Annotated in this window: 19 protein-coding genes and 1 pseudogene; 10 read left to right on the top strand and 10 right to left on the bottom strand. The window is 73.3% G+C overall.

Annotation, left to right across the window (positions count from 1 at the left end; all coding sequences use genetic code 11):
* Positions 1-74 precede the first annotated feature (74 nt).
* Positions 75-350: pseudogene (locus tag DCW30_RS36495) on the top strand (VOC family protein); the annotation flags it as partial.
* 200 nt (positions 351-550) lie between these two features.
* Here the strand turns inward: DCW30_RS36495 and DCW30_RS03015 are convergent.
* The 3 genes from DCW30_RS03015 to DCW30_RS03005 form a co-directional block, all read right to left on the bottom strand.
* Positions 551-2,086, bottom strand: coding sequence for a hypothetical protein (locus tag DCW30_RS03015; protein ID WP_076682288.1), 1,536 nt, complete (start codon positions 2,084-2,086; stop codon positions 551-553).
* On the bottom strand, positions 2,086-3,303 hold the full coding sequence (locus tag DCW30_RS03010) for an FAD-dependent monooxygenase (RefSeq protein ID WP_076682286.1): 1,218 nt from the start codon (positions 3,301-3,303) through the stop codon (positions 2,086-2,088). Before DCW30_RS03010 ends, DCW30_RS03015 begins: the two co-directional genes overlap by 1 nt.
* A 160-nt stretch (positions 3,304-3,463) precedes the next feature.
* Positions 3,464-4,081, bottom strand: coding sequence for a histidine phosphatase family protein (locus tag DCW30_RS03005; RefSeq protein WP_076682284.1), 618 nt, complete (start codon positions 4,079-4,081; stop codon positions 3,464-3,466).
* 356 nt (positions 4,082-4,437) lie between these two features.
* On the opposite strand from DCW30_RS03005, the gene DCW30_RS03000 reads away from it, so the two are divergent.
* Complete coding sequence (locus tag DCW30_RS03000) at positions 4,438-4,770, top strand: hypothetical protein (protein WP_076682282.1); 333 nt, start codon at positions 4,438-4,440, stop codon at positions 4,768-4,770.
* Positions 4,771-4,851: 81 nt separating this feature from the next.
* Here DCW30_RS03000 and DCW30_RS02995 read toward each other — a convergent pair whose 3' ends face one another.
* On the bottom strand, positions 4,852-6,957 hold the full coding sequence (locus DCW30_RS02995; RefSeq protein ID WP_076682280.1) for an MMPL family transporter: 2,106 nt from the start codon (positions 6,955-6,957) through the stop codon (positions 4,852-4,854).
* Positions 6,958-7,220: 263 nt separating this feature from the next.
* Here DCW30_RS02995 and DCW30_RS02990 point away from each other — a divergent pair, with 263 nt between their 5' ends.
* Together DCW30_RS02990 and DCW30_RS02985 are read left to right on the top strand one after the other, a co-directional pair.
* Positions 7,221-7,877 (top strand): hypothetical protein, encoded by a 657-nt coding sequence (locus tag DCW30_RS02990; RefSeq protein WP_076682278.1) that lies wholly within the window; start codon positions 7,221-7,223, stop codon positions 7,875-7,877.
* Entirely contained in the window at positions 7,844-8,884 is a 1,041-nt protein-coding gene (locus DCW30_RS02985; RefSeq protein WP_237283298.1) for a YncE family protein, read from the top strand. The genes DCW30_RS02990 and DCW30_RS02985 overlap by 34 nt, the downstream gene beginning before the upstream one ends.
* Here DCW30_RS02985 and DCW30_RS02980 read toward each other — a convergent pair.
* The 4 genes from DCW30_RS02980 to DCW30_RS02965 all read right to left on the bottom strand — a co-directional run bounded on the left by DCW30_RS02980 (position 8,881) and on the right by DCW30_RS02965 (position 14,214).
* Entirely contained in the window at positions 8,881-10,344 is a 1,464-nt protein-coding gene (locus DCW30_RS02980; protein WP_241743504.1) for an APC family permease, read from the bottom strand. The two genes, DCW30_RS02985 and DCW30_RS02980, sit on opposite strands and share 4 nt — an antisense overlap.
* A complete protein-coding gene (locus DCW30_RS02975; protein ID WP_076682274.1) occupies positions 10,341-11,912 on the bottom strand; it encodes a GMC family oxidoreductase in 1,572 nt (523 codons plus the stop codon). The genes DCW30_RS02980 and DCW30_RS02975 overlap by 4 nt, the downstream gene beginning before the upstream one ends.
* Positions 11,913-11,940: 28 nt before the next feature.
* The gene (locus tag DCW30_RS02970; protein ID WP_076682272.1) at positions 11,941-13,413 is read right to left on the bottom strand and encodes an aldehyde dehydrogenase family protein; all 1,473 of its coding nucleotides are present in this window, start codon (positions 13,411-13,413) and stop codon (positions 11,941-11,943) included.
* 207 nt (positions 13,414-13,620) lie between these two features.
* Positions 13,621-14,214, bottom strand: coding sequence for a TetR/AcrR family transcriptional regulator (locus DCW30_RS02965; protein ID WP_076682270.1), 594 nt, complete (start codon positions 14,212-14,214; stop codon positions 13,621-13,623).
* A gap of 128 nt (positions 14,215-14,342) precedes the next feature.
* Between DCW30_RS02965 and DCW30_RS02960 the strand changes: the two genes are divergently transcribed.
* Both DCW30_RS02960 and DCW30_RS02955 read left to right on the top strand, forming a co-directional pair.
* Positions 14,343-15,236: an NADP-dependent oxidoreductase gene (locus DCW30_RS02960; protein ID WP_076688418.1), complete on the top strand. Its 894-nt coding sequence runs from the start codon at positions 14,343-14,345 to the stop codon at positions 15,234-15,236.
* Positions 15,237-15,416: 180 nt separating this feature from the next.
* On the top strand, positions 15,417-15,764 hold the full coding sequence (locus DCW30_RS02955) for an STAS domain-containing protein (RefSeq protein ID WP_076682268.1): 348 nt from the start codon (positions 15,417-15,419) through the stop codon (positions 15,762-15,764).
* A 176-nt stretch (positions 15,765-15,940) separates the two neighbouring features.
* Here the strand turns inward: DCW30_RS02955 and DCW30_RS02950 are convergent, their stop codons facing one another.
* Both DCW30_RS02950 and DCW30_RS02945 read right to left on the bottom strand, forming a co-directional pair.
* Positions 15,941-16,438: a hypothetical protein gene (locus DCW30_RS02950; RefSeq protein WP_076682266.1), complete on the bottom strand. Its 498-nt coding sequence runs from the start codon at positions 16,436-16,438 to the stop codon at positions 15,941-15,943.
* Positions 16,435-17,184 (bottom strand): alpha/beta fold hydrolase, encoded by a 750-nt coding sequence (locus tag DCW30_RS02945; RefSeq protein WP_076682264.1) that lies wholly within the window; start codon positions 17,182-17,184, stop codon positions 16,435-16,437. Before DCW30_RS02945 ends, DCW30_RS02950 begins: the two co-directional genes overlap by 4 nt.
* Before the next feature lie 135 nt (positions 17,185-17,319).
* Here DCW30_RS02945 and DCW30_RS02940 point away from each other — a divergent pair, with 135 nt between their 5' ends.
* The 4 genes from DCW30_RS02940 to DCW30_RS02925 all read left to right on the top strand — a co-directional run bounded on the left by DCW30_RS02940 (position 17,320) and on the right by DCW30_RS02925 (position 20,012).
* The gene (locus DCW30_RS02940) at positions 17,320-17,946 is read left to right on the top strand and encodes a VOC family protein (protein ID WP_076682262.1); all 627 of its coding nucleotides are present in this window, start codon (positions 17,320-17,322) and stop codon (positions 17,944-17,946) included.
* Between the two features lie 72 nt (positions 17,947-18,018).
* Positions 18,019-18,471: a pyridoxamine 5'-phosphate oxidase family protein gene (locus DCW30_RS02935; RefSeq protein ID WP_076682260.1), complete on the top strand. Its 453-nt coding sequence runs from the start codon at positions 18,019-18,021 to the stop codon at positions 18,469-18,471.
* 96 nt (positions 18,472-18,567) lie between these two features.
* Positions 18,568-19,161, top strand: a complete 594-nt coding sequence (locus DCW30_RS02930; RefSeq protein WP_076682257.1) for a TetR-like C-terminal domain-containing protein — start codon at positions 18,568-18,570, stop codon at positions 19,159-19,161.
* On the top strand, positions 19,158-20,012 hold the full coding sequence (locus DCW30_RS02925; protein WP_076682252.1) for an alpha/beta fold hydrolase: 855 nt from the start codon (positions 19,158-19,160) through the stop codon (positions 20,010-20,012). Before DCW30_RS02930 ends, DCW30_RS02925 begins: the two co-directional genes overlap by 4 nt.
* Positions 20,013-20,062 lie beyond the last annotated feature (50 nt).

Below are 20,062 nucleotides of genomic sequence, written 5' to 3'. Positions count from 1 at the left end.
CGCGGCGCCGCCGGGCGCCGAAGCGCTCGGCTGGGTGGTGGTCGAGGAATCCGCCGAGGAGTTCGAGATCAGACCGGCGCCGGACCGCCTCCCCGGTCTGCTCTTCGGCGCGGCGGACGGCCGCGGGACGACGAAGAGCCCCTCTGCGCCTCGACTTCCGCCCGGACGGTCGCGACGCCGGGGCCGCCCGCCTCCACGCCCTCGGGGCGAAGCGCACCGACGTCGGCCGGATCGGCGACGAACCGTGGGTCGTCCTCGCCGACCCCGAGGCCAACGGATTGTGCGTGCTCGGCGAACGCCGGGGATGGAAAAGGCTCAAGGGTTCGACGTGGTCCCGTCATGCGCTATAGTGGATCTTGAGCAGGTCGCCGGAGACACGGTGACCGGGCACGCGTCGGTGGTCCAAGGAAAGACGCCCCGCTTCCTGCGGGGAAATGCAGGTGCAAGGCCTGCCCGGCGCTCCGACGAAGCCCCGTCCCGCAATCGCGGGGCGGGGCTTGTGTGTTGAGCGCGCGGCCGGGCCGGGGAACCGGCCCGGCCGCGCGGCCGGTCACGGACCCGCGGGCGCCTTCGCGCACAAGTAGGGCCGTGCCAGCAGGAGTCCCGTGGCGGTCAGGACGATGCCGAAGTAGACGGGGGCCAGGTGGATGAAGTCGGTGTAGTGGATCGTGCCGTGCACCGCCACGGCCGGCAGGAAGCCCGCCGCCGCCGCCACGGCCAGGCTCCAGAACACCCAGGCCTCGCCGCGCCGCCAACCCCACGCGCTGACCAGGACGATGGCCACCGCGGCGGACATCAGGGCGCCGCCGAACCCCGCGCGGTCGTGCGCGAGGAACGGGACGATCCTGGGGTTCACCGCGTCCAGCGCCCGCGCGTCCGTGCCGAGGAACGTCAGGTCCGTCGGTACGAAGACACTCGTGAGGCCGACCACCGAGATCACCGCCCCGCCGACGAACAGCCCCGCTCCCGTGACGATCAGCAGCAACTGCCCGACCAGGGCCCGTCGGCGCTCCGGCTCGGGCCCCTCGGGGACCGGCCGCCAGCGCGGCACGGCGTGCGCGCGGCGCAGGACCGCCGCCAGGAACATCGGGAAGAGCACGACGGTGGTGGCCGTGTGCAGGGGCTCCACGAAGCCGGTGGAAAGGAAGTAGAAGAGGGTGGGGAAGCCGATCGCCCCCGAGACCAGGTACACCTCCCGGGCCCAGGGCCGGCCGTGTCTGATGCCACCCACCGCGAGGCCCGTGTAGAGGGCGCCGATCGACACCATCGTGCCGGCCATGGTGATCCGGTCGTGCTGGAGGAAGTGCACCAGATGGTGGTTGACGCCGTGCAGCTCATGCACCGTCATGCCCAGGTAGTCGCGGTCGTACCAGAGCAGTACGGGACCGAGCGTGATCGCGGCGGCGCCGAGCCCCGCGCCGGTCATCCCGAGGCCGACGAGCAGCGCCCACCACCAGGCGGGCCAGCGGCGGGGCGACCGGCCGACGTCCCGCAGGGCCGGGGCGGGCGCGGTGGGGGTGGCCGCCTCGGTGACGCGGGCGAACCAGCCGGGCCCGGACGCCACGAGCACCTCGGGACGGGCGAGGACGACGGCGCCCGGTTCGCCGAGCGCCGTGGCGGCGGCGGTGACCGACGCGTCGGACACCCGGAGCACGCGCGGATCGTCGCCGCGAGTGAACCCGTCGACATGCGGGGCGAGGGCCGCTTCGAGTGACGGGTCGCAGTCGCGGACCACCACCGGTATCGAACGGCCCGTGGCCGCCTCCCGCACCCTGTCCACGTCGGCCGCCCCGACCGGGCCCACCTCCACGACACCGGCCCCCAGCGGCGGCATGGCGCGCACCGTCTCGTGGGCCAGCGAGGGCGGCACGGATATTCCGAGGCGTACCGCCACGGGCACCCCGGCCACGTCGCCCGCGAGACGCCGCGGCGGATGCCGGTGGCCGAAGCCGCGGGCGATCAGCCGCGCGCCCGCGGGGCGGGCTCCGATCGAGGCGAGGACCCGCAGCGCGGTGAGCTGTGAGCGGCGTCGGCCGAGGAGGGCGGCGGCGGCGCCCCGCAGCGGGTGATACGTCCAGTCCGGCATCAGCGGCCCCCGCTCTGCGCCGAGGTGACCCGGCCGCCGGGCGCGGTCCAGCCGAGCACGGGGGCCATGGACCGCACCGTCGCCCGAGCGGGCGTCAGCCGGGCGGCGAGGTCACGCGCGAACACCGCGGGCGGCCACGCCAACTGGCCGAGCGTGCCGAGGCGGGCCGAGCGGCGGGTGACCATCCGGGTGCGCGGGCGTCGCTGCCGGTCGTACGAGCGGAGTGCGGCGGCCACGTCGGCGGCGCCGTCCAGGCAGTGGGCCAGCGTCACCGCGTCCTCCAGCGCCTGGCACGCGCCCTGGCCGAGGTTCGGGGTCATGGCGTGCGCGGCGTCGCCGAGCAGCGCGGCCCGGCCCCGGACGAAGGAGGGCAGGGGTGGCAACGCGTACAGGTCGTGGCGGAGCACCGCGTCCTCGGGCACGGCCGCGAGGAGGCGGGGGATCGGCGCGGGCCAGGAGCCGAAGCGGCGCAGCAGTTCGGCGTGCTCGGTGGTGTCGAAGGCCGTCCCCGCCGGGAGTGTCGCGGTCGCGAAGCAGTACATCCGGCCGCCCGGCAACGCCGTGTATCCGAACCTCTCCCCGCGCCCCCAGGTCGCCGCGCCCTCGGCGGGCGGTTCGGGCAGGGGATCGGTGACCATGCGCCAGGCGGTGTAACCGGCGTAGCGGGGCTCCGGCGCGTCGGGCCACAGGGCCCGCCGGACCGCGCTGCGCAGCCCGTCGGCGCCGACCACGAGATCGGGCAGCGACTCGCCTCGCCCCTGCCCCTGTTGTCCGTGCTCGACCACGAGGCAGCCGTGGTCCTCGTCCGGTCGGGCCTTCTCCTCGCGGACCGAGGTGACCTCGCTGCCGGACCGCAGGCTGTCGGCGGGCAGCGCGTCGGCGAGCGCCCGGAGCAGGTCCGCGCGGTGCAGGACCGTCAGCGGATGACCGAAGCGCCGTTCCAGCTCCGCGTTGTCCGTGCGGGAGAGCCAGCGGCCCCGGCGGTCGCGTACGCCACCCCCGTGCTCGACGGCTCCGAGGGACAGCACCGTCTCGGCCAGGCCGAGCGCGTCCAGGGCGCGCAGCGCGTTCGGCCAGAGCGAGATGCCGGCGCCGACCTCGGTGAACCGCGGGGCGCGTTCCCGTACTTCGACGCGCCAGCCTCTTCGGTGCAGGGCGACGGCGGTCGCGAGGCCGCCGATCCCGCCGCCGACGATGGTCGCGGCGCGCTGCGGCATGAGTCCTCGCTCTGGTTCGGGGGCGCCACCCCGGTCATGTGGCTGTGGTTCCGGTGCCCGTGCGACGCGCGTGCGGCACAGACCCGGCCGAGTGGCGACCTATAGCAACATGTCGACAGATCTCTGTCAACGCGGGGCCCGCGTCGGCCCCGCGTCCGGTTCAGACGTGCGCCTCGGACGGGAAGCCGGTCCAGCGCAGTTCGGCGGGCAGGTGGCGCATGTCGTTGGAGACCACGACGGAGGCGGGACGGTCGACCGGGTACCGGATGACGGTCAGCGCCGCGTTGGCGTGGTTGATCCCGAGCCAGCGCCACTTCGGCGCGTACAACGCGTCCCGTACGAGCCAGGCGATCAGGAAGTTGTGCGTCACGACCAGTTCGTGCCGGTCCTCGTCGCCCGCCACCGGACCGGTGAACTCCGCCAGCGCCCGCCGGGCCAGGTCCGGACCGCGTTCGTCGGCGCCGGAGCCTGCGAGGAAGCGGAGGAAGAGGTCCGCCGACTCCGGCGGGAGTTCGTCCCGCTCGGGCACGTGGGGGACGAAGTCGTCCGCCAGTTCCGAGACGTGCAGCGGGACGCCGTCGAGCTGGTCGCCGATCAGGCGCGCGGTCTGCCGCGCCCGTGCCAGCGGGCCGTGGTGGACGGCGGCGAGCGGCACGTCCCGCAGGCGTCGGCCGAGCAGTGTGGCCTGCTGCCGTCCCGCCTCGGTCAGCCCGCTCTCGTCGGCCGTCGCCTCGCCGTGCCGTACGAGGTAGAGATGGCGGGTGGCCGTGCCTGTCATGCCGAACTCCTCCGGGGTCCACCGACGGGCGGTGATCTTGTGCCCCGGTAGACGTCACCTCGGCCTCGTGGGTTCCGGAAGGCATGACGTCAGCCGCCTGAGTGAATGGCTCACGTAGTTCCACCGTGCCGGCGCCGTTGCGGTAGCTTGTGGAGAAGTCCGTGGAATCCCCGCAGTCGTCAGCGCGGCGGTGGAGTTCCGGCGATCTCTCGGGCCCGGAGTTGGGCTCTCTCCGCCAGCGGCTGCGTCCAGCGGGACTCTGCGCCCGCTCCTTGGCACCGAGTCCGGGACCTTTCTTCGGGTGCTCGTTCCCCGTCGCCGCATCCCTTCATCGGTGCACTGCACCCGGGGTTGTCATGCGCGGCTATTTCGCCGACGAGCTGCTTCTCATCACTCCTTCCAGCACCACGCCGGGCGTCTGCCTCTTCGGCGAGGTCATCGGCACCCACAAGGGGCCGCTGGCCATCGCCCTCGCCGAACAGAGCCTGCACACGCAGGAGATCACCGTGGACCTGACCGGTGTGCACTACCTCGCCAACAGTGCGCTGGAGATCCTCGTCGCGCTCGCGAACAACCTCCGGCCGCCGCAGTGCCTGCTGGTGCGCGCGCCCACCGCGCTCGGGCTGCGGGAACGGGTGGCCGCCCGCGGCTGGGACCGGATGGAGACCCTGCGGCTCATCGAGATCTGACCGCACTCCATCGGCCGGCCCCGCGAAGACGGCCAGGTCCGCCCGTGATGCTCGGTCAGGGCCCGTGCGCGGCGGAGGGTTTCAGTGACCCTCTCGGGTCGCCCCGCCGCCGGGCCGGCCCGGCCACCACGCGGTGTCGCCGATGTCGCGGACCAGCGCGGGCACGAGGAGCGACCGTACGACCAGGGTGTCGAGGAGGACGCCGAAGGCGACGATGAAGGCGATCTGGAGGAGGAACGCCAGGGGGATGACGCCCAGCGCGGCGAACGTCGCGGCCAGGACGACACCGGCCGAGGTGATCACGCCGCCGGTCGCCGTCAGACCGCGCAGGACGCCCTCGCGCGTGCCGTGCCGCACGGCTTCCTCGCGCACCCGGGACATCAGGAAGATGTTGTAGTCCACGCCGAGTGCCACGAGGAAGACGAAGCCGTAGAGCGGCACGGAGGCGTCGGTGCCGCTGAAGCCGAACACGTGCTGGAAGACCAGCGAGGACACGCCGAGGGTGGCGACGAAGTTGAGGGCGACCGTCGCGACCAGGAGCAGGGGCATCAGCAGTGAGCGCAGCAGGCCGACCAGGATCACCAGGATGATCGCCAGGACGACCGGCATGATCAGCGTGCGGTCGTGCTCCGCCGTCCGCTGGGTGTCGTGCTGCTGGGCGGTGTAGCCGCCGACGAGGCCGTCGGCGCCGTCCACCGCGTGCACCGCGTCGCGCAGCCGCACCACGGTCTCCTTGGCGGCGTCACTGTCGGTGGGGTCCTTCAGCGTGACGTCGAGGCGTACGCGGCCGTCGACCACGAGGGGTTCACCCGCTCCGGGGCGGCCGGACGCGGTCACCGCCGAGGCCTCGGCCACGCCCTCGGTCCGCCGCACCGCGGAGGTGACCTCGTCGAGCCGCGCGGCGTCGGCGATCACGACGGCGGGGTTGCCGGAGCCGCCGGGGAAGTGCTCGCCCAGGGTCTGCTGCGCCGCCACGGAGGGCGCGTCGTTGACGAAGATCTCGTCCAGCGGGACGCCCTTGGAGTCCAGCGTCGGGGCGAAGGCGGCGCACACGCACAGCGCGGCGAGCGTCCACGCCCAGACCTTGCGCGGCGCCCGGTCCACGACCTCGGCCACCCTGCGCCACAGGCCGTGCCCGGCCGCGCCGTCCCGCGTGGCGCGCGGCTTGGCCGGCCAGTACGCGGCCCGCCCGAGCAGGAGCAGCGCCGCGGGCAGGAAGGTCAGCGCGCTCAGGACCGCGCAGGCGATGCCGATGGCGCCGACGGGGCCGAGCGCCCGGTTGTTGGTCAGGTCGCTGAGCAGCAGGGCGAGCAGGCCGAGAGCCACCGTCGCGCCACTGGCGACGACGGGTCCCGTCGAGCGGCGCAGCGCGGAGCGCATGGCGGCCACCCGGTCGCCGCCGAGCGCCAGTTCCTCGCGGAAGCGCGCGGTGAGCAGCAGTGCGTAGTCGGTGGCCGCGCCGATGACGAGGATCGACAGGATGCCCTGCACCTGCCCGTCGACGCGTACGACGCCGTGGTCGGCCAGCGCGTAGACGATCGCGCAGGCCAGCCCCAGCGCGAACACCGCGCCGATGATGATGACGAACGGCAGCAGCAGGCTGCGGTAGACGAGCAGCAGGATCAGCAGGACGGTGACCAGGGCGACGCCCAGGAGGATGCCGTCGATCCCCGCGAAGGCGTCGGACAGGTCGGCCTGGGTCGCCGCGGGTCCCGCCAGCCGCGCGGTGGCGTCCGGCACCTGCGCGGCCGCCTTCTCGATCCGCTCCAGGGTGCCGGGCAGCTCGTCCCCCAGATCCGGCCGCAACTGCACGACGCCCCGCAGCGCGCGGCCGTCCTCGGCCGCCAGGGCGGGCGAGGCGCGGCCCGCCGTGCCGGGCGAGCCGTCCAGCGAGCGCAGCGCCCGGGAGGCCGCGTCCCGCTGCGCGGCCGTCAGACGCCGCGCCCGCTCGCCGTCGCCGGCGGTCCACACGACGACGGCGGGCAGCGTCTCCTCCTGGTCGAAGGCGCGCTGCGCGTCGATGACCCGCGTCGACTCGGCGTTCCGCGGAAGGAAGGCGGCCTGGTCGTTGGTGGCGACCTCGCCCAGTTTCCCGGCGTACGGGCCGAGCGCCCCGCCGACGCCGAGCCAGGCGACGAGAAGCACGACGGGGACGAGCCAACGGGCGAGGCGTGCACCGGCGGACATGTATCTCCTAGGCCGAGGGGCTGGGTTGTGCCGAGTCTTCGGTAGGCGCCCGTGAGCAGCCTATATACCGGTCCTCCGGGTCCGGTCGGGCGACGTGCCCGGGTCCCGACGAGGGGCCGCCGGGGCACACGGGAAACGGCTGGTTCGTGTTCCTCCGATCGACCTGTACGTGTTCCCCCGATTGACCCGGCCACCCGGTGTGCGCTTGCATCCCCGCGGGGCCCGGGTATCCGGCCGGGGCGCACGCCTTCCGGGGGGAAAGCATGGTCAGAACCAGACGGAGGAGTCCGAGCGGCGAAGGCGTACGGGCGGCCGGTGGCGGTGTCCTCGCCGTCCTGCTTCTGGCCGCGGCCCTGCCCGCGGCCTTCGTCGCACCGGCCGGTGACGCGCCATCGCCGGGCCGGGGGCCGGCCACCGAACTGCTCAGCGCCGCCGTCGACGGCGGCCCCGCGGACGGCGCCTCCGGCTCGCCGGTCATCCGTGCCGACGGCCGCGTCGCCGCCTTCGCTTCAGCGGCCATCAACCTCGTACGAGGGGACGACAACGGCCGGTCCGACCTGTTCGTACGCGACCTGCGAGGCGGCGTCCTCCGGCGCGTGGACGCGAAGGCGCCGGGACCCGAGGGCGTCGTGACCGTGGACGGGGTGTCGGCCCACGGGACGAAGCTCCTCCTCGACACCTATCCGGTCCTGACCACCGAGGACGCCGAACACATCCGCGACCTGCGCACCGACACCGACGTCCTGGTCTCCCCGGACAAGGACGGCAGGCCCGCCGACGCCGTGGACGCGCGCATGGACTCCCGCGCGCGCACCGTCGTCTTCGCCGGGTCCGACCAGGAGGACTTCGTGCCGGACGACACGAACGGCGTCAAGGACGTATTCGTGTGGAGGAATGGGGGGAGCAGGAAACCGTGGTGACGCGGCGTACGGTGATCAAGGCGGCGGGCGGCGGCACGCTGACGGCAGGGCTCACGGCGCCGGCCGAGGCCGCCGCGGCGCCCCGGGACGACGTGCTGCTGGTGGTCGAGAAGAGCGGCCACGCGGTCAGCTTCTACGACGTCGCCTCCGGCCGGCGCCTGAAGACGGTGCGCCTGCCCGACTACCCGCACGAGATGGTCGTCGACTCGCGCCGGCGGTTCGCCTACGTCGGTCACTATGGCGTCCGCATGGCCTCCACCGTCGGCGAGGGCGGCGCGGCCGTCTTCGTCATCGACCTCGCCGAGCGGTCCCTGGCCCGGACCATCGACACCCGCCCGTTCCACCGCATCCACGGCATGGGCATCGACGACCGGGACCGGCTGTACGCGCTCAGCGAGGAGAAGGCGGTGCTGCTCGGCTTCGACGACCCCGCCGCCGACCGGGCGCCGGTCAGGGCGGTGCCGACACACGGAGTGAAGACCCACCTCTTCGCCCTCAGCCGCGACGGTGAACGGGCCTATGTCACCGGCCTGTTGTCGCACACGGTGAGCCTCGTCAGGCCGCACGACGCCGCCGCGCCGCCGGTCCTGGTGACCCCGGGGCAACTGCCGGAGAGCAGCTGCCTGAGCACGGACGAGAAGACGCTGTTCGTCGGCGCCCGCAAGAGTTCCGCCCTGGTCGCCGTCGACGCGCGCACCATGAAGGTGCGGCGGAGCAGGAAGGTGGGCGGCGACCCGCTGCGGGTCTACACCCTCGACGACGACCGGCTCCTGGTGACGGACATCGTCGGCAACACCCTGACGGTGTGCGCGACCGCCGACCTGCGGCCCCTGCGCACCCTGCGGCTCGACGGCATCCCGGCCGCCGTGTCGTTCCATCCCGACCGGGCGCTGGCCTATGTGTCCCTGCTCGACTCCGACCGGATCGCCGTCGTCGACCTCGACCGCCTGACGGTCGTCGGCGGCTTCGGCACCGGCTCCGAACCGGACGTCTCGGCACTGGTCTAATCCGGCACCGCGCTGTCGGCGGGGGCGTCGCTGCGCCCGTAGTGGTGGGTGGTGAACATGTACACGAGCCCCGCGGCCACCACGACGCCGCCGCTGAACAGCACGATCCAGTTGTCGTACCAGGGGGACTCCGGCTTGCGGGGCCAGGAGATGTTGACGATGGCGAAGATCCCGTAGGCCAGCGCTCCGATGTTGACCGCCAGGCCCCAGCGGCCCAGGCGGTACTCGCCGCTCGGCTTCCAGCCCTTGAGGCGGGCCCGCAGGGCGGCGAGGACGACCATCTGGAAGGCGCCGTAGATACCGAGGATCGCGAAGGACACGATCGAGGTCAGGGCGTCCGCCGAGATCAGCGAGCCGACGGCGATCAGGGCGGGCACCACCGCGGCGATCAGCAGCGCGTACGGGGGCACCGCGCGTGCCTCGGAGAACTTCCGCAGGAGCCGGTGACCGATGATCACCTCGTCGCGGGCGTAGGAGTAGATCAGCCGTCCCGCCGCGGCCTGCAAACTGATCGTGCAGGACAGGAAGGAGATGAGGACGACCGCCATCACCGTCCGCGCGCCCGCCTCGCCGAGGGCGTCGAAGAGGACCCTGACCACCGGGTCGGTGTCCTTGCCCGAGATCACCGCCCGGTAGTCGACGACCGCGAGGAGCAGCGTCAGACAGGTGAACGTCGCCGCCGCCCCGCCGACGTAGATGGTGCGGCGCATCGCCTTGGGGATCACCTTGCCGGGGTGCTTGACCTCCTCGGCGACGTCCCCGCAGGCCTCGAAACCGTAGTACTGGTAGAAGCCGATGATGGCCGCGCCCAGGAAGACCGGCAGATAGGAGCTGTCACCGGACGCGCCGAAGTCGTCGAAGAGCACCCCGAGGCCGTGGAAGCGGTGCGTGGTCAGCAGGATGATGCCGACCGCGAGCGCGCCGAGCAGCTCCGCGCCGAAGCCGATCAGCGCCGCCCACGAAAGGGCCTTCGTCCCGGCGTAGTTGATGAGCACGGAGATGACGATCAGCGCGATCGTGCACAGCACGGTGGTGTGCACGGTGGGCCGGAAGCCGAGCAGGATCGCGATGTAGGGACCCGCGCCGTACGCGACGCTGGTGATCGTCACGAGCAGCGCCCACATATAGACCCACCCGGTCATCCACGCCCAGCGCTTGCCCCACAGGCGCCGCGCCCACGGGTAGACGCCGCCCGCGACCGGGTACTGCGCCACGACCTCGCCGAAGACCAGGGCCACGAGGAACTGCCCGCAGCCCGCCATGACGAAGGCCCAGATCATCGGGGGGCCGCCGTCGGCGAGGGCCGTGCCGAAGAGGGTGTACGTGCTCACCACGGGGGAGAGGTAGGTGAACCCCAGGGCGAAGTTCGCCCACGGTCCCATGTCCTTGCGGAACTCCGACTTCTCCTCCCCCGCAGCGGCGTCCGCGGGGCCTTCCGGGACGCCGGACGCGGTAGTCACCGGTGCACGCCTTCCGGGGCGGCGGCCCCGGGACCGGGCCGGGCGCTGATGAGGTCCGCCGCGCGCTCGGCGGCCAGCAGCACGGTCACCATGGGGTTGATGGTCGGCATGGTGGGGAAGACGGACGCGTCCACGATGCGCAGACCGTCGTGCCCGCGCAGCCGCAGCTGCGGGTCGACGACCGCCGTCGGATCGCCCTCGGCGCCCATCTTGCAGGTCCCGGCGGGGTGGTAGACGGTGTGGGCGGCACGGCGTCCGTACTCGGACAGATCCGCGTCGGACGTCACCTCCGGGCCGGGCGCCACCTCCCGCAGCAGCCACTCGTCGAGCGGCGCCGTGGCGGCCACCTCGCGGGCGATGCGCAGACCGTCGACGATTGTGCGCTCGTCGTGCCCGTCGGGGTCGGTGAAGTAGCGGAAGTCCAGGGCCGGGTGGAGCGTCGGGTCGGCGCCACGCAGCCACATGCGGCCCACGGAGTGGGCGCGCGGCACGTTCGGGGTCATGCAGACGCCGTGCTCGGGCACGGGGTAGCCGAGCCGCTCCGTGTTGACGGTGAACGGCACCTGGTAGAAGTGGAACATCAGGTCGGGGCGCGGGCCGCTCGCGGCGTCGCGGCGCAGGAAGAGACCGGCGTCGGAGTCCATCGCCGAGTTGGGCGGCAGCGGGCCGCGGGTCTCCCACACCATCACCGACTCCGGGTGGTCGAGCAGGTTCTCGCCGACCCCCGGCAGGTCCGCGCGGACCTCGATGCCCAGCTTGCGGAGCTGGTCCGCGGGGCCGATGCCGGAGAGCATGAGCAGCCGGGGGGTGTCGATGGCGCCCGCGCACAGCAGCACCTCGGCGTCGGCCTCCAGCGTCGACACCAGGCCGTGCGCGTCGCGGACCCGCACGCGGGTGAAGCGGCCCTCGCTGTCCGGCAGCAGCTGATAGGCCCAGGTCTGAAGACGCAGCGTCAGATTCGGGCGGTCGAGCACGGGATGCAGATACGCGACCGAGGCGGAGGAGCGCTTGTTCGTCTCGGGGTCGTAGGCGAGCGAGAAGAAGCCGGCGCCGTCGGTGAAGGGACGGGCGTTGAAGTCCTCGACGACCGGCACGCCGAGCCGGGAGGCCGCGGCGGTGACGAAGTCCTTGGCGATGGCGTTCCGGTCGGCGGCGCCGACCGGAACGATCGTGTTCCGCAGCCGTGAGCGGTACGGCAGGATCGTCTCGGGCCCCCAGCCCTCGCACCCGGCCGCCACCCACTCCTCCAGGTCCTGCGGGAACGGCAGGAAGCTGATCAGGGTGTTGTGCGAGGAGCAGCCGCCGAGCACCCGGGCCCGGGAGTGCAGGATGTGGGAGTTGCCGCGCGGCTGCTCCTCGGTGGTGTAGCCGTAGTCGAACTCGCCGCCGAGCAGGTTGATCCAGTTGCGGAGCTTCAGGATGCGGTCGTCGCCGACGTCGCTGGGGCCGCCCTCCACCACGCACACCCGGCAGGCGGGGTCCTCGCTGAGCCGGGCCGCGAGCACCGAGCCGGCCGTGCCGCCGCCGATGATCACGTAGTCGTAGGTGGTCGCCGTCTCGTCGTCCATGTCTCGCCCGTCCTCTCGCCGTGCCCGCTCAGCCCTTGAACCAGCCGGAGGGGGCGGGGCGCAGGTTCTGGTAGATGTGCTTGGCCTCCTGGTACTCGCGCAGGCCGGTGGGCCCGAGCTCCCTGCCGAAGCCGGAGCGGCCGAAGCCGCCCCACTCCGCCTGGGGCACGTACGGGTGGAAGTCGTTGATCCAGACCGTGCCGTGGCGCAGCTTGGCCGCGACGCGCTGGGCGCGGCTCGCGTCGCTGGTCCAGACGCCGCCCGCCAGGCCGTACCGGGTGTCGTTGGCCAGCTCCACGGCCTGGTCCTCGTCGCCGTCGCGGAAGCGCTCCACGGTGACCACCGGGCCGAAGACCTCCTCCTGCACGATGCGCATGGAGCGGTCGCAGTCGGCGTAGATCGTGGGCAGCAGGAAGAAGCCGTTGGCCAGTTCCGGGTCGTCGGGACGCCGGCCGCCGCACACGAGGCGGGCGCCCTCCTCGCGGGCGATGTCGAGATAGCCCTCGACCTTCGCCCGGTGCTCCGCCGAGCTGAGCGGCCCGCTCTCGGTCATCGGGTCGAGGCCGTTGCCGAGCCGGATGGCCTGCGCGCGGGCGGAGAGCCGCTCCACGAACCGGTCGTGCAGGGAGTCCTCCACGAGCAGCCGGGAACCGGCCGAGCACACCTGCCCGGAGTGCAGGAACGACGCTTCGAGGGCGTGGTCGACGGCGGCGTCGAAGTCGCAGTCGGCGAAGACGACGTTGGGGTTCTTGCCGCCGAGTTCCAGGGCGAGGTTCTTCACTCCCGGCGCGCACGCCTCCATGATCCGCCGCCCGGTGGACAGGCCGCCGGTGAACGAGACCAGATCGACGTCGGGGTGCGCGGACATCGCCGCGCCGACGGTGGCGCCCGGGCCGAGCACGAGGTTCGCGACCCCGGCGGGCGTCCCCGCCTCGGCGATCAGCCGCATCATGTGGAGGGTGGAGAGCGGGGTCGTCTCACTGGGCTTCAGCACGAAGGTGTTGCCCGCGGCCAGGGCGGGGGCGACCTTCCAGGAGGCCTGGAGGAGCGGATAGTTCCAGGGTGCGATGAGCGCGCAGACGCCGATGGGGTGGTAGGTGACACGGCTCAGCACGTCGGGGCCGACGTCCACGACCCGGCCGCCGTCCTTGTCGGCGATCTCGGCGAAGTAGCGGAAGGCGTGGGAGACGTCCTCGATGTCGATGCGGGCCTCGGCGAGCGTCTTCCCGGTGTCCAGGCTCTCGACGCGGGCCATCTCCTCCTGGTCGCGCAGCAGCAGCCGCGCCACCGTGTGCAGCACGTCGGCCCGCTCCCTGGTGGGCGCCGACGCCCAGTCCCCGCGGTCGAAGGCCCGCCGCGCGGCCTGCACGGCGAGGTCCACGTCGGTCTCGTCCGCGTCGTCGACCTGCCGGATGACGGAGGCGTCGTACGGATTGACCACGTCACGCCGCGCGCCCTGGGCGGCGCTGGTCCACTCCCCGTCGACGAACAGTTCCGGCATCGTGGGCTCCCTCGCTCGCGTGGCTGGCCGGTGCCGCGCGCCGCACCGGCACACACACCGGTCACCAACATCGTCGGCCCGCCACGAGCGGGCCACGCGGACGCACCGGGCGGGGGAGTGTTGGGCGGAGATGTGACTCGGTTGGGCTACGGCCGCGTCAGGGGGCGAGAGAGGCGGTGCGCGGCTACGGCGTGACCGCGGGGAGGGTCATGCCGCGCCGGAGCCGAGGGTGGCCCGCTCGGGGCGCGCGGCCTCCCAGGCGGCCTCGATCATCAGGAAGGTCTCGTCGACCGCGGCGTCCGGGTCGGCCGCCTCACGGGCCAGCGCGTAGGCGTCGACGACGAACCGCGCGATGGTCCGGCACGCCGTCGTGGTCCGGTCCGGGCCGGGGCCGGCGGCGATGGCCGCCGCCAGGGCCTCCGCGTGCCGCAGCCTCATCGACTCCTCGTACTGCCGCAGGGCGGGTGATCCGTCGATCATGTGCCAGACCGGGGCGGCGCTGTCCGCCGTGCAGTGGCGCACCATGGCCCGGATCTCCTGGCGCAGCGCGGGGATCAGCGGCTGGTCGGTGACCGCCCGCGTGAGGCGCTGTTCGAAGTCGTCGTCCCGCTCGAAGACCAGGGCCTCTTTCGAGGCGAAGTGGGAGAAGACCGTGGTGACGGCGACGTCGGCCTCGGCCGCCACGTCACGGATGCCCACCGCGTCGTACCCGCGATCGAGAAAGAGCCGCATGGCGGTGTCGGCGATCTTCTGGCGGGTCGCCGCCTTCTTGCGCTCACGGCGTCCCATCGGCTCGGTCATGGACGTAAAACTAGCAAATACGAAACAACAACGATTCCAAAACCGTAACCGTTAGTGCTACGGTCGCTGCCATGGAGAACGTCATGGAGAACAGCGAGAGCGCTAACAGCGCGAACACCGTCACGACCATGAAGAGGGTGGGCTTCGGCGAATACGGCGGCCCGGACGTCCTGCGGCTCGAAGAGGTCGAGGCGCCCCACGCGGGCCCCGGCCGCATACGCATCGCCGTGCGGGCGGCGGGAGTGAACCCCGTCGACTGGAGGATCCGCGAGGGCCAGATGCTCAAGGCCCACCCCATCGAGCTGCCCGCCGGGGTCGGCCTCGACGCCGCCGGAGTGGTGGACGAGGTCGGCGAGGGCGTCGAAGGGGTCGAGGCCGGCGACCACGTCTTCGGCGAAGGCATCGACACCTACGCCGAGTTCGCCGTCCTGACGGCCTGGGCCCGGATGCCCGAGGGGCTCTCGTTCGAAGAGGCGGCCGGCTACCCCTCGGTGGTGGAGACCGCGCTGCGCGTCATCCGCGAGGTCGGTGTGCGGCCCGGACAGACGCTGCTCGTCAGCGGCGCGTCCGGGGGAGTGGGGTCGGCGGTGCTGCAGATCGCCCGCGAGCGCGGCATCACGGTGATCGGCACCGCCGGGGCCGCGAACCAGGAGTATCTGCGCGGCCTCGGCGCCATGGCCACGACCTACGGCGAAGGCTGGGTCGAGCGGGTGCGCCGGCTCGGCGACATCGACGCGGCCCTCGACCTCGCGGGCACGGGCGTGCTCCCCGAACTCATCGCGCTGACCGGGGACCCGCGGAAGGTGATCAGCATCGCCGATCTCGGCGCGCCGGAGCACGGCGTCCGCTTCTCCGGTGTGGCCGGGAGCGTGCCGGACGCCCTCGCCGAGGCCGCCGACCTCATCGCGCGGGGCAGGCTGCACATCCCGGTCGAGCAGCGGTACGCGCTCGCCGACGCCGCGGCGGCGCACATCGACAGCAAGGCAGGGCACGCGCGCGGGCGACGCGTCGTGATCATCTGAGCCGTGCGGAGCGCCGGGTCCTGATCGCCCGGGCCGTGCACGGCGCCGGGTCCATCACCTGGGCCGTGCGCGGCGCCGGGTCCATCACCTGGGCCGTACGGGGCGTCGGGGAGAGGGCGAGGGGCGAAGACCGGGCGTCGGCACGGCGTGGATTCCGCCGGACGGGTGCATGATGCGGGCATGGACCGTTTGGCCATCCGCAGCACCCCGTCCGAGAGTCCGGCGATTCTCCTGCTGACGCTCGACGGCGAACTGGATGTCCTGAACGTCGGCAAGCTCAGCGACACCGTCGTCGACGCGCTCGAAGCCGGCCGGCGGCATCTGCTCGTCGATCTCACCGGCGTGACCTGGTGCGACGTCGGCAGTCTCTACACCCTCCTGGGCATGCGGCACGCGGCCATCCACGCCGGCGGCAGCCTCTCGCTGACCGGGGCGAGCGACTGCGTCCACGAGGCCCTCGACCGCGTACGGCTGCGCAAACTCCTGCCGTTCGTCGAACGCCGCGGGCGGCCCGGCGACGCCCGCTGACGGAGGAATCCGGCGCCCGGTGACGCCGGCCGGGGGAAGAATCCGGATCGACGGCCGTTTCGTGTGCGTAACCGGGAAAGGCGGGGGCACACGGTATGCGTGGAGTGGGTGAACCGCGCCGAGTCCCGCGGTGAACCGGGCCACCTGAAGGGCACGCCCCCTGACCCCCCGGCCCTTCAGGTGGCCGACTCTCTCCTGGAAGCGCGCCGTCCGCGTGTCATCGCGAGGACGCTTCCCGCGACGGCGATCACGGCGATGGCCAGGGCGATGCTGACGCCGCCCTCGGTGTCCCAGTACACGTCCTCCAGGCTGATCAGCAGCGCAGCCTCGTCGACGATCAGGGCGAGGCCCACTCCGTAGGCGAGGCCCATCCAGGCGCGTGTCCGTGGGGTGCGGTCGACGAGGCCCGCCGCGCCGACCGCCGCGAGGAGCACGATCCCCCACACGTAGTGGTGGATGTGCACCCCGCCCGCCTGCATGTCGCCGACCCCTGCCACGTCGATGTGGATCAGCCAGGTCAGCAGGCGCATCCCGCCGAAGGTGAGGGCGAACCCCCACCAGGCCAGGATGAAGCCCCGGCGCTCGGGGGAGACGCCGGGCAGCAGGCGCAGCCAGGGCGACGGGCGCTTCCGCCGCTGCCGCCGGGTGGCGTCGGGCGCCCTCGAAGACGTCATACGGGCTCTCCCGCCGTGAACTCGTCGATCAGCGCGGACAGGGCGTCCGGCGCGGTGTAGTGGGCCGCGTGCGCGGCGTCCGGGATCTCGGCGGTGCGTCCGCCGGTCAGAGCGGCCACGCGCCGGACCCAGGCGCCGGACGCGATGGTGTCACCCGCTCCCCGCACCACCAGTGTCGGCACGTGCACGTCGCCGAGGTTCCCCTCGAATGACTCAGCGGCGTCGCGCAGGGCGTGCCGGAAGGACGCGGCGCAGCGCGGCAGACCGGTCAGCAGGTAGTCGGTCGCGGCCAGCACGAGCAGGGAGAACGTCTCCCGGGGCGCGTCCGCGACCAGCCGGCCGAAGAGGCGGAGCGCGGACGCGCCCGGCTCCAGGGCGGGACCGACCAGCACCGTCCCGCTCACCAGGTGCGGATGTCGCGCGGCGCAGGCGGCGACCACTTGGGCGCCCACCGAGTTGGCCACGAACAGGCTCGGCCCGAGGGACAGGTGTTCGTGCCAGCGGGCCAGGGCGTCGGCCGCCTGCCCCACGGCGGGCGCGCGGCGTGCGGCGGCCCGCGACCGCGCGTTGCCCGGCAGGTCGGGCACCAGCACGGACGCGCCGCCCGCGGCGAGCCGCCGGGCGAGCGGCACGAAATACCGCCCCGAGAGCCCGAGTCCGTGCACGAGCACCACGGTCCGTGTGCCCTCGCCCGGTGGCGGCCCGAATCGGCGGGTGAAGAGTCCGGCCTCTGTCGCTTGATCCACCGCACCACCATCGCTCGTCCGCGGGCCCGGTGCCAGGAGCCCGGAGGCGGCCCGCGCGGCACCGGCCGGGGCCCGTGAGCGAACGGTCAGTTTTCGAGAAGCGTCGGCACCCGGCTCGTCACTAGCGTCAGGGGCATGGACATCATCGAATCCGTCACCCTCACCGTGGCCGACCCCGAGGCCGCCCGCCGCTTCTACACCACCGCCTTCGGGCTCGACACGCAGATACGCCTGCGGGCCTCCGACGCCGACACGACCGGCTTCCGCGGATTCACGCTGTCGCTCACCGTGTCCGGGCCCGCCGACGTCGACGGCCTCATCGCCGCGGCCCTCGCCGCGGGCGCCACACCGCTCAAGCCCGCCGCCAAGTCGCTCTGGGGCTACGGCGGTGTCGTCCAGGCCCCGGACGGGACGATCTGGAAGGTGGCGACGACGGAGAAGAAGGACACCGGCCCCGCCACCGGGCGGATCGACGAGATCGTGCTGCTGCTCGGCGTCGCGGACATCGCCGCCAGCAAGCGGTTCTACGTGGAGCGTGGCCTGACCGTGGCCAAGAGCTTCAGCCGCGTCTACGTCGAGTTCGACGCCGGGGCGAGCCCCGTCAAGCTGGCCCTCTACCGGCGCCGTGCGCTGGCCAAGGACGCGGGCGTCGCCCCCGAGGGGACGGGATCCCACCGGGTCGTGATCGGCGGCGGCGCCGCGGCGTTCACCGACCCGGACGGCTTCGAGTGGGAGGCCGCGGCACTGACGACCGCGCCGTGATGTGCCACTGTTCCCGCCGCGGAACGGTTCCGCCGCGGACGGGTTCCGCGTGAGGTCAGGGGAGGCGCGAACATGACGGCAGCGCCGCCGCGCGGGCTGGACGAGAGGCTGCGGGACACGCGCTCGCGACTGGAGAACGACGTCGACCTGTGGGTCGCGACCGCGGGATCACCGGGCGGCGTCCACCTCATCCCGCTGTCCTACCTCTGGGACGGGACCGCGTTCATCATCGCCACGCCGCGCGCCTCGGTCACCGGACGCAACCTGCTGGCCGACGGGCGGGTCCGGCTCAGCTTCGGGCCGACCCGCGACGTCGTCGTGGTCGAGGGCGTCGCCGAGCCGGTGGCCACCGCCGACCTCGGCGGGACGGGCGACGCTTTCGCGGCCAGGACGGGCTTCGACCCGCGCGGCCTCGACGAGCCCTACCAGTACTTCCGGATCGTGCCGCGGCGGATCCAGGCCTGGCGCGAGGCGAACGAGCTGGCCGGACGCGACCTGATGCGTGACGGCCGCTGGCTCGGCTGACGGAGAAAGGGCGTGGGCCCGGTCCGGCACCCCCGGATCTTGCTCGCCTAGGAGCCCTAGGTTATAACTAGGGGCCCTAGGCAATGAGGAGGACGCATGGTGCGGGCCGGGCTGACGGCGGAGCGGGTGACCCTCGCCGCCGCCGAACTGGCGGACGAGGCCGGGCTCGACCAGGTGACGATGGCGCGCGTGGCGAGCCGGCTCGGCGTCAAGGACGCGAGCCTCTACTCGCACGTGCGCGGCCTGGAGGACCTGCGCGGACGCGTCGCGCTGCTCGCGGCGGACGAGAAGACCCTCCGCATCGCCGAGGCGACCGTCGGCCGGGCGGGCAAGGACGCGCTCGTGGCGTTCGCCGACGCCTGGCGTGACTACGCCCACCGGCACCCGGGCCGCTACGCGGCGACGCAGATCCGCATCACGATCGACCCCGAACTGGCCGCGCGGGCGCCCGGACCGCGCCGCGCCGTCGAACTGACCTACGGCGTGCTGCGCGGCTACGGCCTGGCCGAGCCCGACCTGACCGACGCCGTCCGCCTGCTGCGCAGCACCTTCCACGGCTTCGTCGCCCTGGAGAGCGCCGGCGGCTTCGGCCACGAGCGCGCGCCGCAGCGGTCCTGGGAGCGCGCCCTCGACGCGCTCCACGCCACCCTGACCCACTGGCCATCGGCCCGAGACGGAGACCCCTCATGACCGCACCGACCACAGGCGCCCTCCGCACCGACGGCGCGACCCTGCACTACGAAGTGCGCGGCGAGGGCCCGCTCGTCCTGCTGATCCCCGGCGGCTCCGGCGGCGCGGCGGCCTTCGACGGCATCGCCGACGACCTGGCCGCCGACCACACCGTCGCCACCTACGACCCGCGCGGCCTGTCCCGCAGCCCGCTGGACGACCCCGAGGCCGAGCAGCGGGTGGCCGAGCACGCCGACGACGCCCACCGCCTCATCGAACTGCTGTCACCCGGTGAGCCCGCCCAGGTCTTCGGCGCCAGCTCGGGCGGTATCGCCGCCCTGCACCTGCTCGCCACGCGTCCCGAACGCCTCGCGCGGGTCGTGGCGCATGAGCCGCCGGTCGTGGAGGTCCTGCCGGACGCCGCCGACCAGCGGGCGTTCGTCGACCGGGTGGAGGCGACCTTCCGTGCCGAGGGACTCATGCCGGCGATGGCCGTGTTCGCCGCGGGGCTCAGCGGGCCCGCGGGCGGTGCGGAAGGGGACGGCGGCGCGCGGCCGGGCTCCGGGTCCGCGCTGCCGCCGAGGGCCGCGGCGCGGGCGGAGCGGACGATGGCCGACCTGCCGTACTTCATCGGGCGCATCGTTCCCCGTTTCATGCGGTACGTCCCGGACGTCCCCCTCCTGAAGACGCTGACGGACCGGCTCGTGGTCGCCTGCGGCCGGGACTCCCGGGGTGAGCTGCCCCATCGCGCGGCGGCCCGTCTCGCCGGACGCCTCGGCAGGGAGCCGGAGCACTTCCCCGGCGGGCACGTCGGCCTGACCACGCACCCGGCCGAGTTCGGAGAGCACCTGCGGAAGCTGCTGCGGCCGTAGGCGGGACCCGGGCATCGCCGGAGGCCGAGGGGCGCGCGCGATGAGGACCG

The sequence above is a fragment of the Streptomyces alfalfae genome (assembly GCF_004127445.1).
Lineage (GTDB): Bacteria > Actinomycetota > Actinomycetes > Streptomycetales > Streptomycetaceae > Streptomyces > Streptomyces alfalfae.
The sequence above is the reverse complement of the archived record's forward strand: the minus strand, read 5'-3'. Positions and strand labels throughout refer to the sequence as shown.

Excerpts from the sequence above, each read along its gene's own strand:
- DCW30_RS03015 (WP_076682288.1), bottom strand. The coding sequence starts at position 2,086 with ATGCCGGACTGGACGTATCACCCGCTGCGGGGCGCCGCCGCCGCCCTC.
- DCW30_RS03010 (WP_076682286.1), bottom strand. The coding sequence starts at position 3,303 with ATGCCGCAGCGCGCCGCGACCATCGTCGGCGGCGGGATCGGCGGCCTC.
- DCW30_RS03005 (WP_076682284.1), bottom strand. The coding sequence starts at position 4,081 with ATGACAGGCACGGCCACCCGCCATCTCTACCTCGTACGGCACGGCGAG.
- DCW30_RS03000 (WP_076682282.1), top strand. The coding sequence starts at position 4,438 with ATGCGCGGCTATTTCGCCGACGAGCTGCTTCTCATCACTCCTTCCAGC.
- DCW30_RS02995 (WP_076682280.1), bottom strand. The coding sequence starts at position 6,957 with ATGTCCGCCGGTGCACGCCTCGCCCGTTGGCTCGTCCCCGTCGTGCTT.
- DCW30_RS02990 (WP_076682278.1), top strand. The coding sequence starts at position 7,221 with ATGGTCAGAACCAGACGGAGGAGTCCGAGCGGCGAAGGCGTACGGGCG.
- DCW30_RS02975 (WP_076682274.1), bottom strand. The coding sequence starts at position 11,912 with ATGGACGACGAGACGGCGACCACCTACGACTACGTGATCATCGGCGGC.
- DCW30_RS02970 (WP_076682272.1), bottom strand. The coding sequence starts at position 13,413 with ATGCCGGAACTGTTCGTCGACGGGGAGTGGACCAGCGCCGCCCAGGGC.
- DCW30_RS02965 (WP_076682270.1), bottom strand. The coding sequence starts at position 14,214 with ATGACCGAGCCGATGGGACGCCGTGAGCGCAAGAAGGCGGCGACCCGC.
- DCW30_RS02960 (WP_076688418.1), top strand. The coding sequence starts at position 14,343 with ATGAAGAGGGTGGGCTTCGGCGAATACGGCGGCCCGGACGTCCTGCGG.
- DCW30_RS02955 (WP_076682268.1), top strand. The coding sequence starts at position 15,417 with ATGGACCGTTTGGCCATCCGCAGCACCCCGTCCGAGAGTCCGGCGATT.
- DCW30_RS02950 (WP_076682266.1), bottom strand. The coding sequence starts at position 16,438 with ATGACGTCTTCGAGGGCGCCCGACGCCACCCGGCGGCAGCGGCGGAAG.
- DCW30_RS02940 (WP_076682262.1), top strand. The coding sequence starts at position 17,320 with ATGGACATCATCGAATCCGTCACCCTCACCGTGGCCGACCCCGAGGCC.
- DCW30_RS02935 (WP_076682260.1), top strand. The coding sequence starts at position 18,019 with ATGACGGCAGCGCCGCCGCGCGGGCTGGACGAGAGGCTGCGGGACACG.
- DCW30_RS02930 (WP_076682257.1), top strand. The coding sequence starts at position 18,568 with ATGGTGCGGGCCGGGCTGACGGCGGAGCGGGTGACCCTCGCCGCCGCC.
- DCW30_RS02925 (WP_076682252.1), top strand. The coding sequence starts at position 19,158 with ATGACCGCACCGACCACAGGCGCCCTCCGCACCGACGGCGCGACCCTG.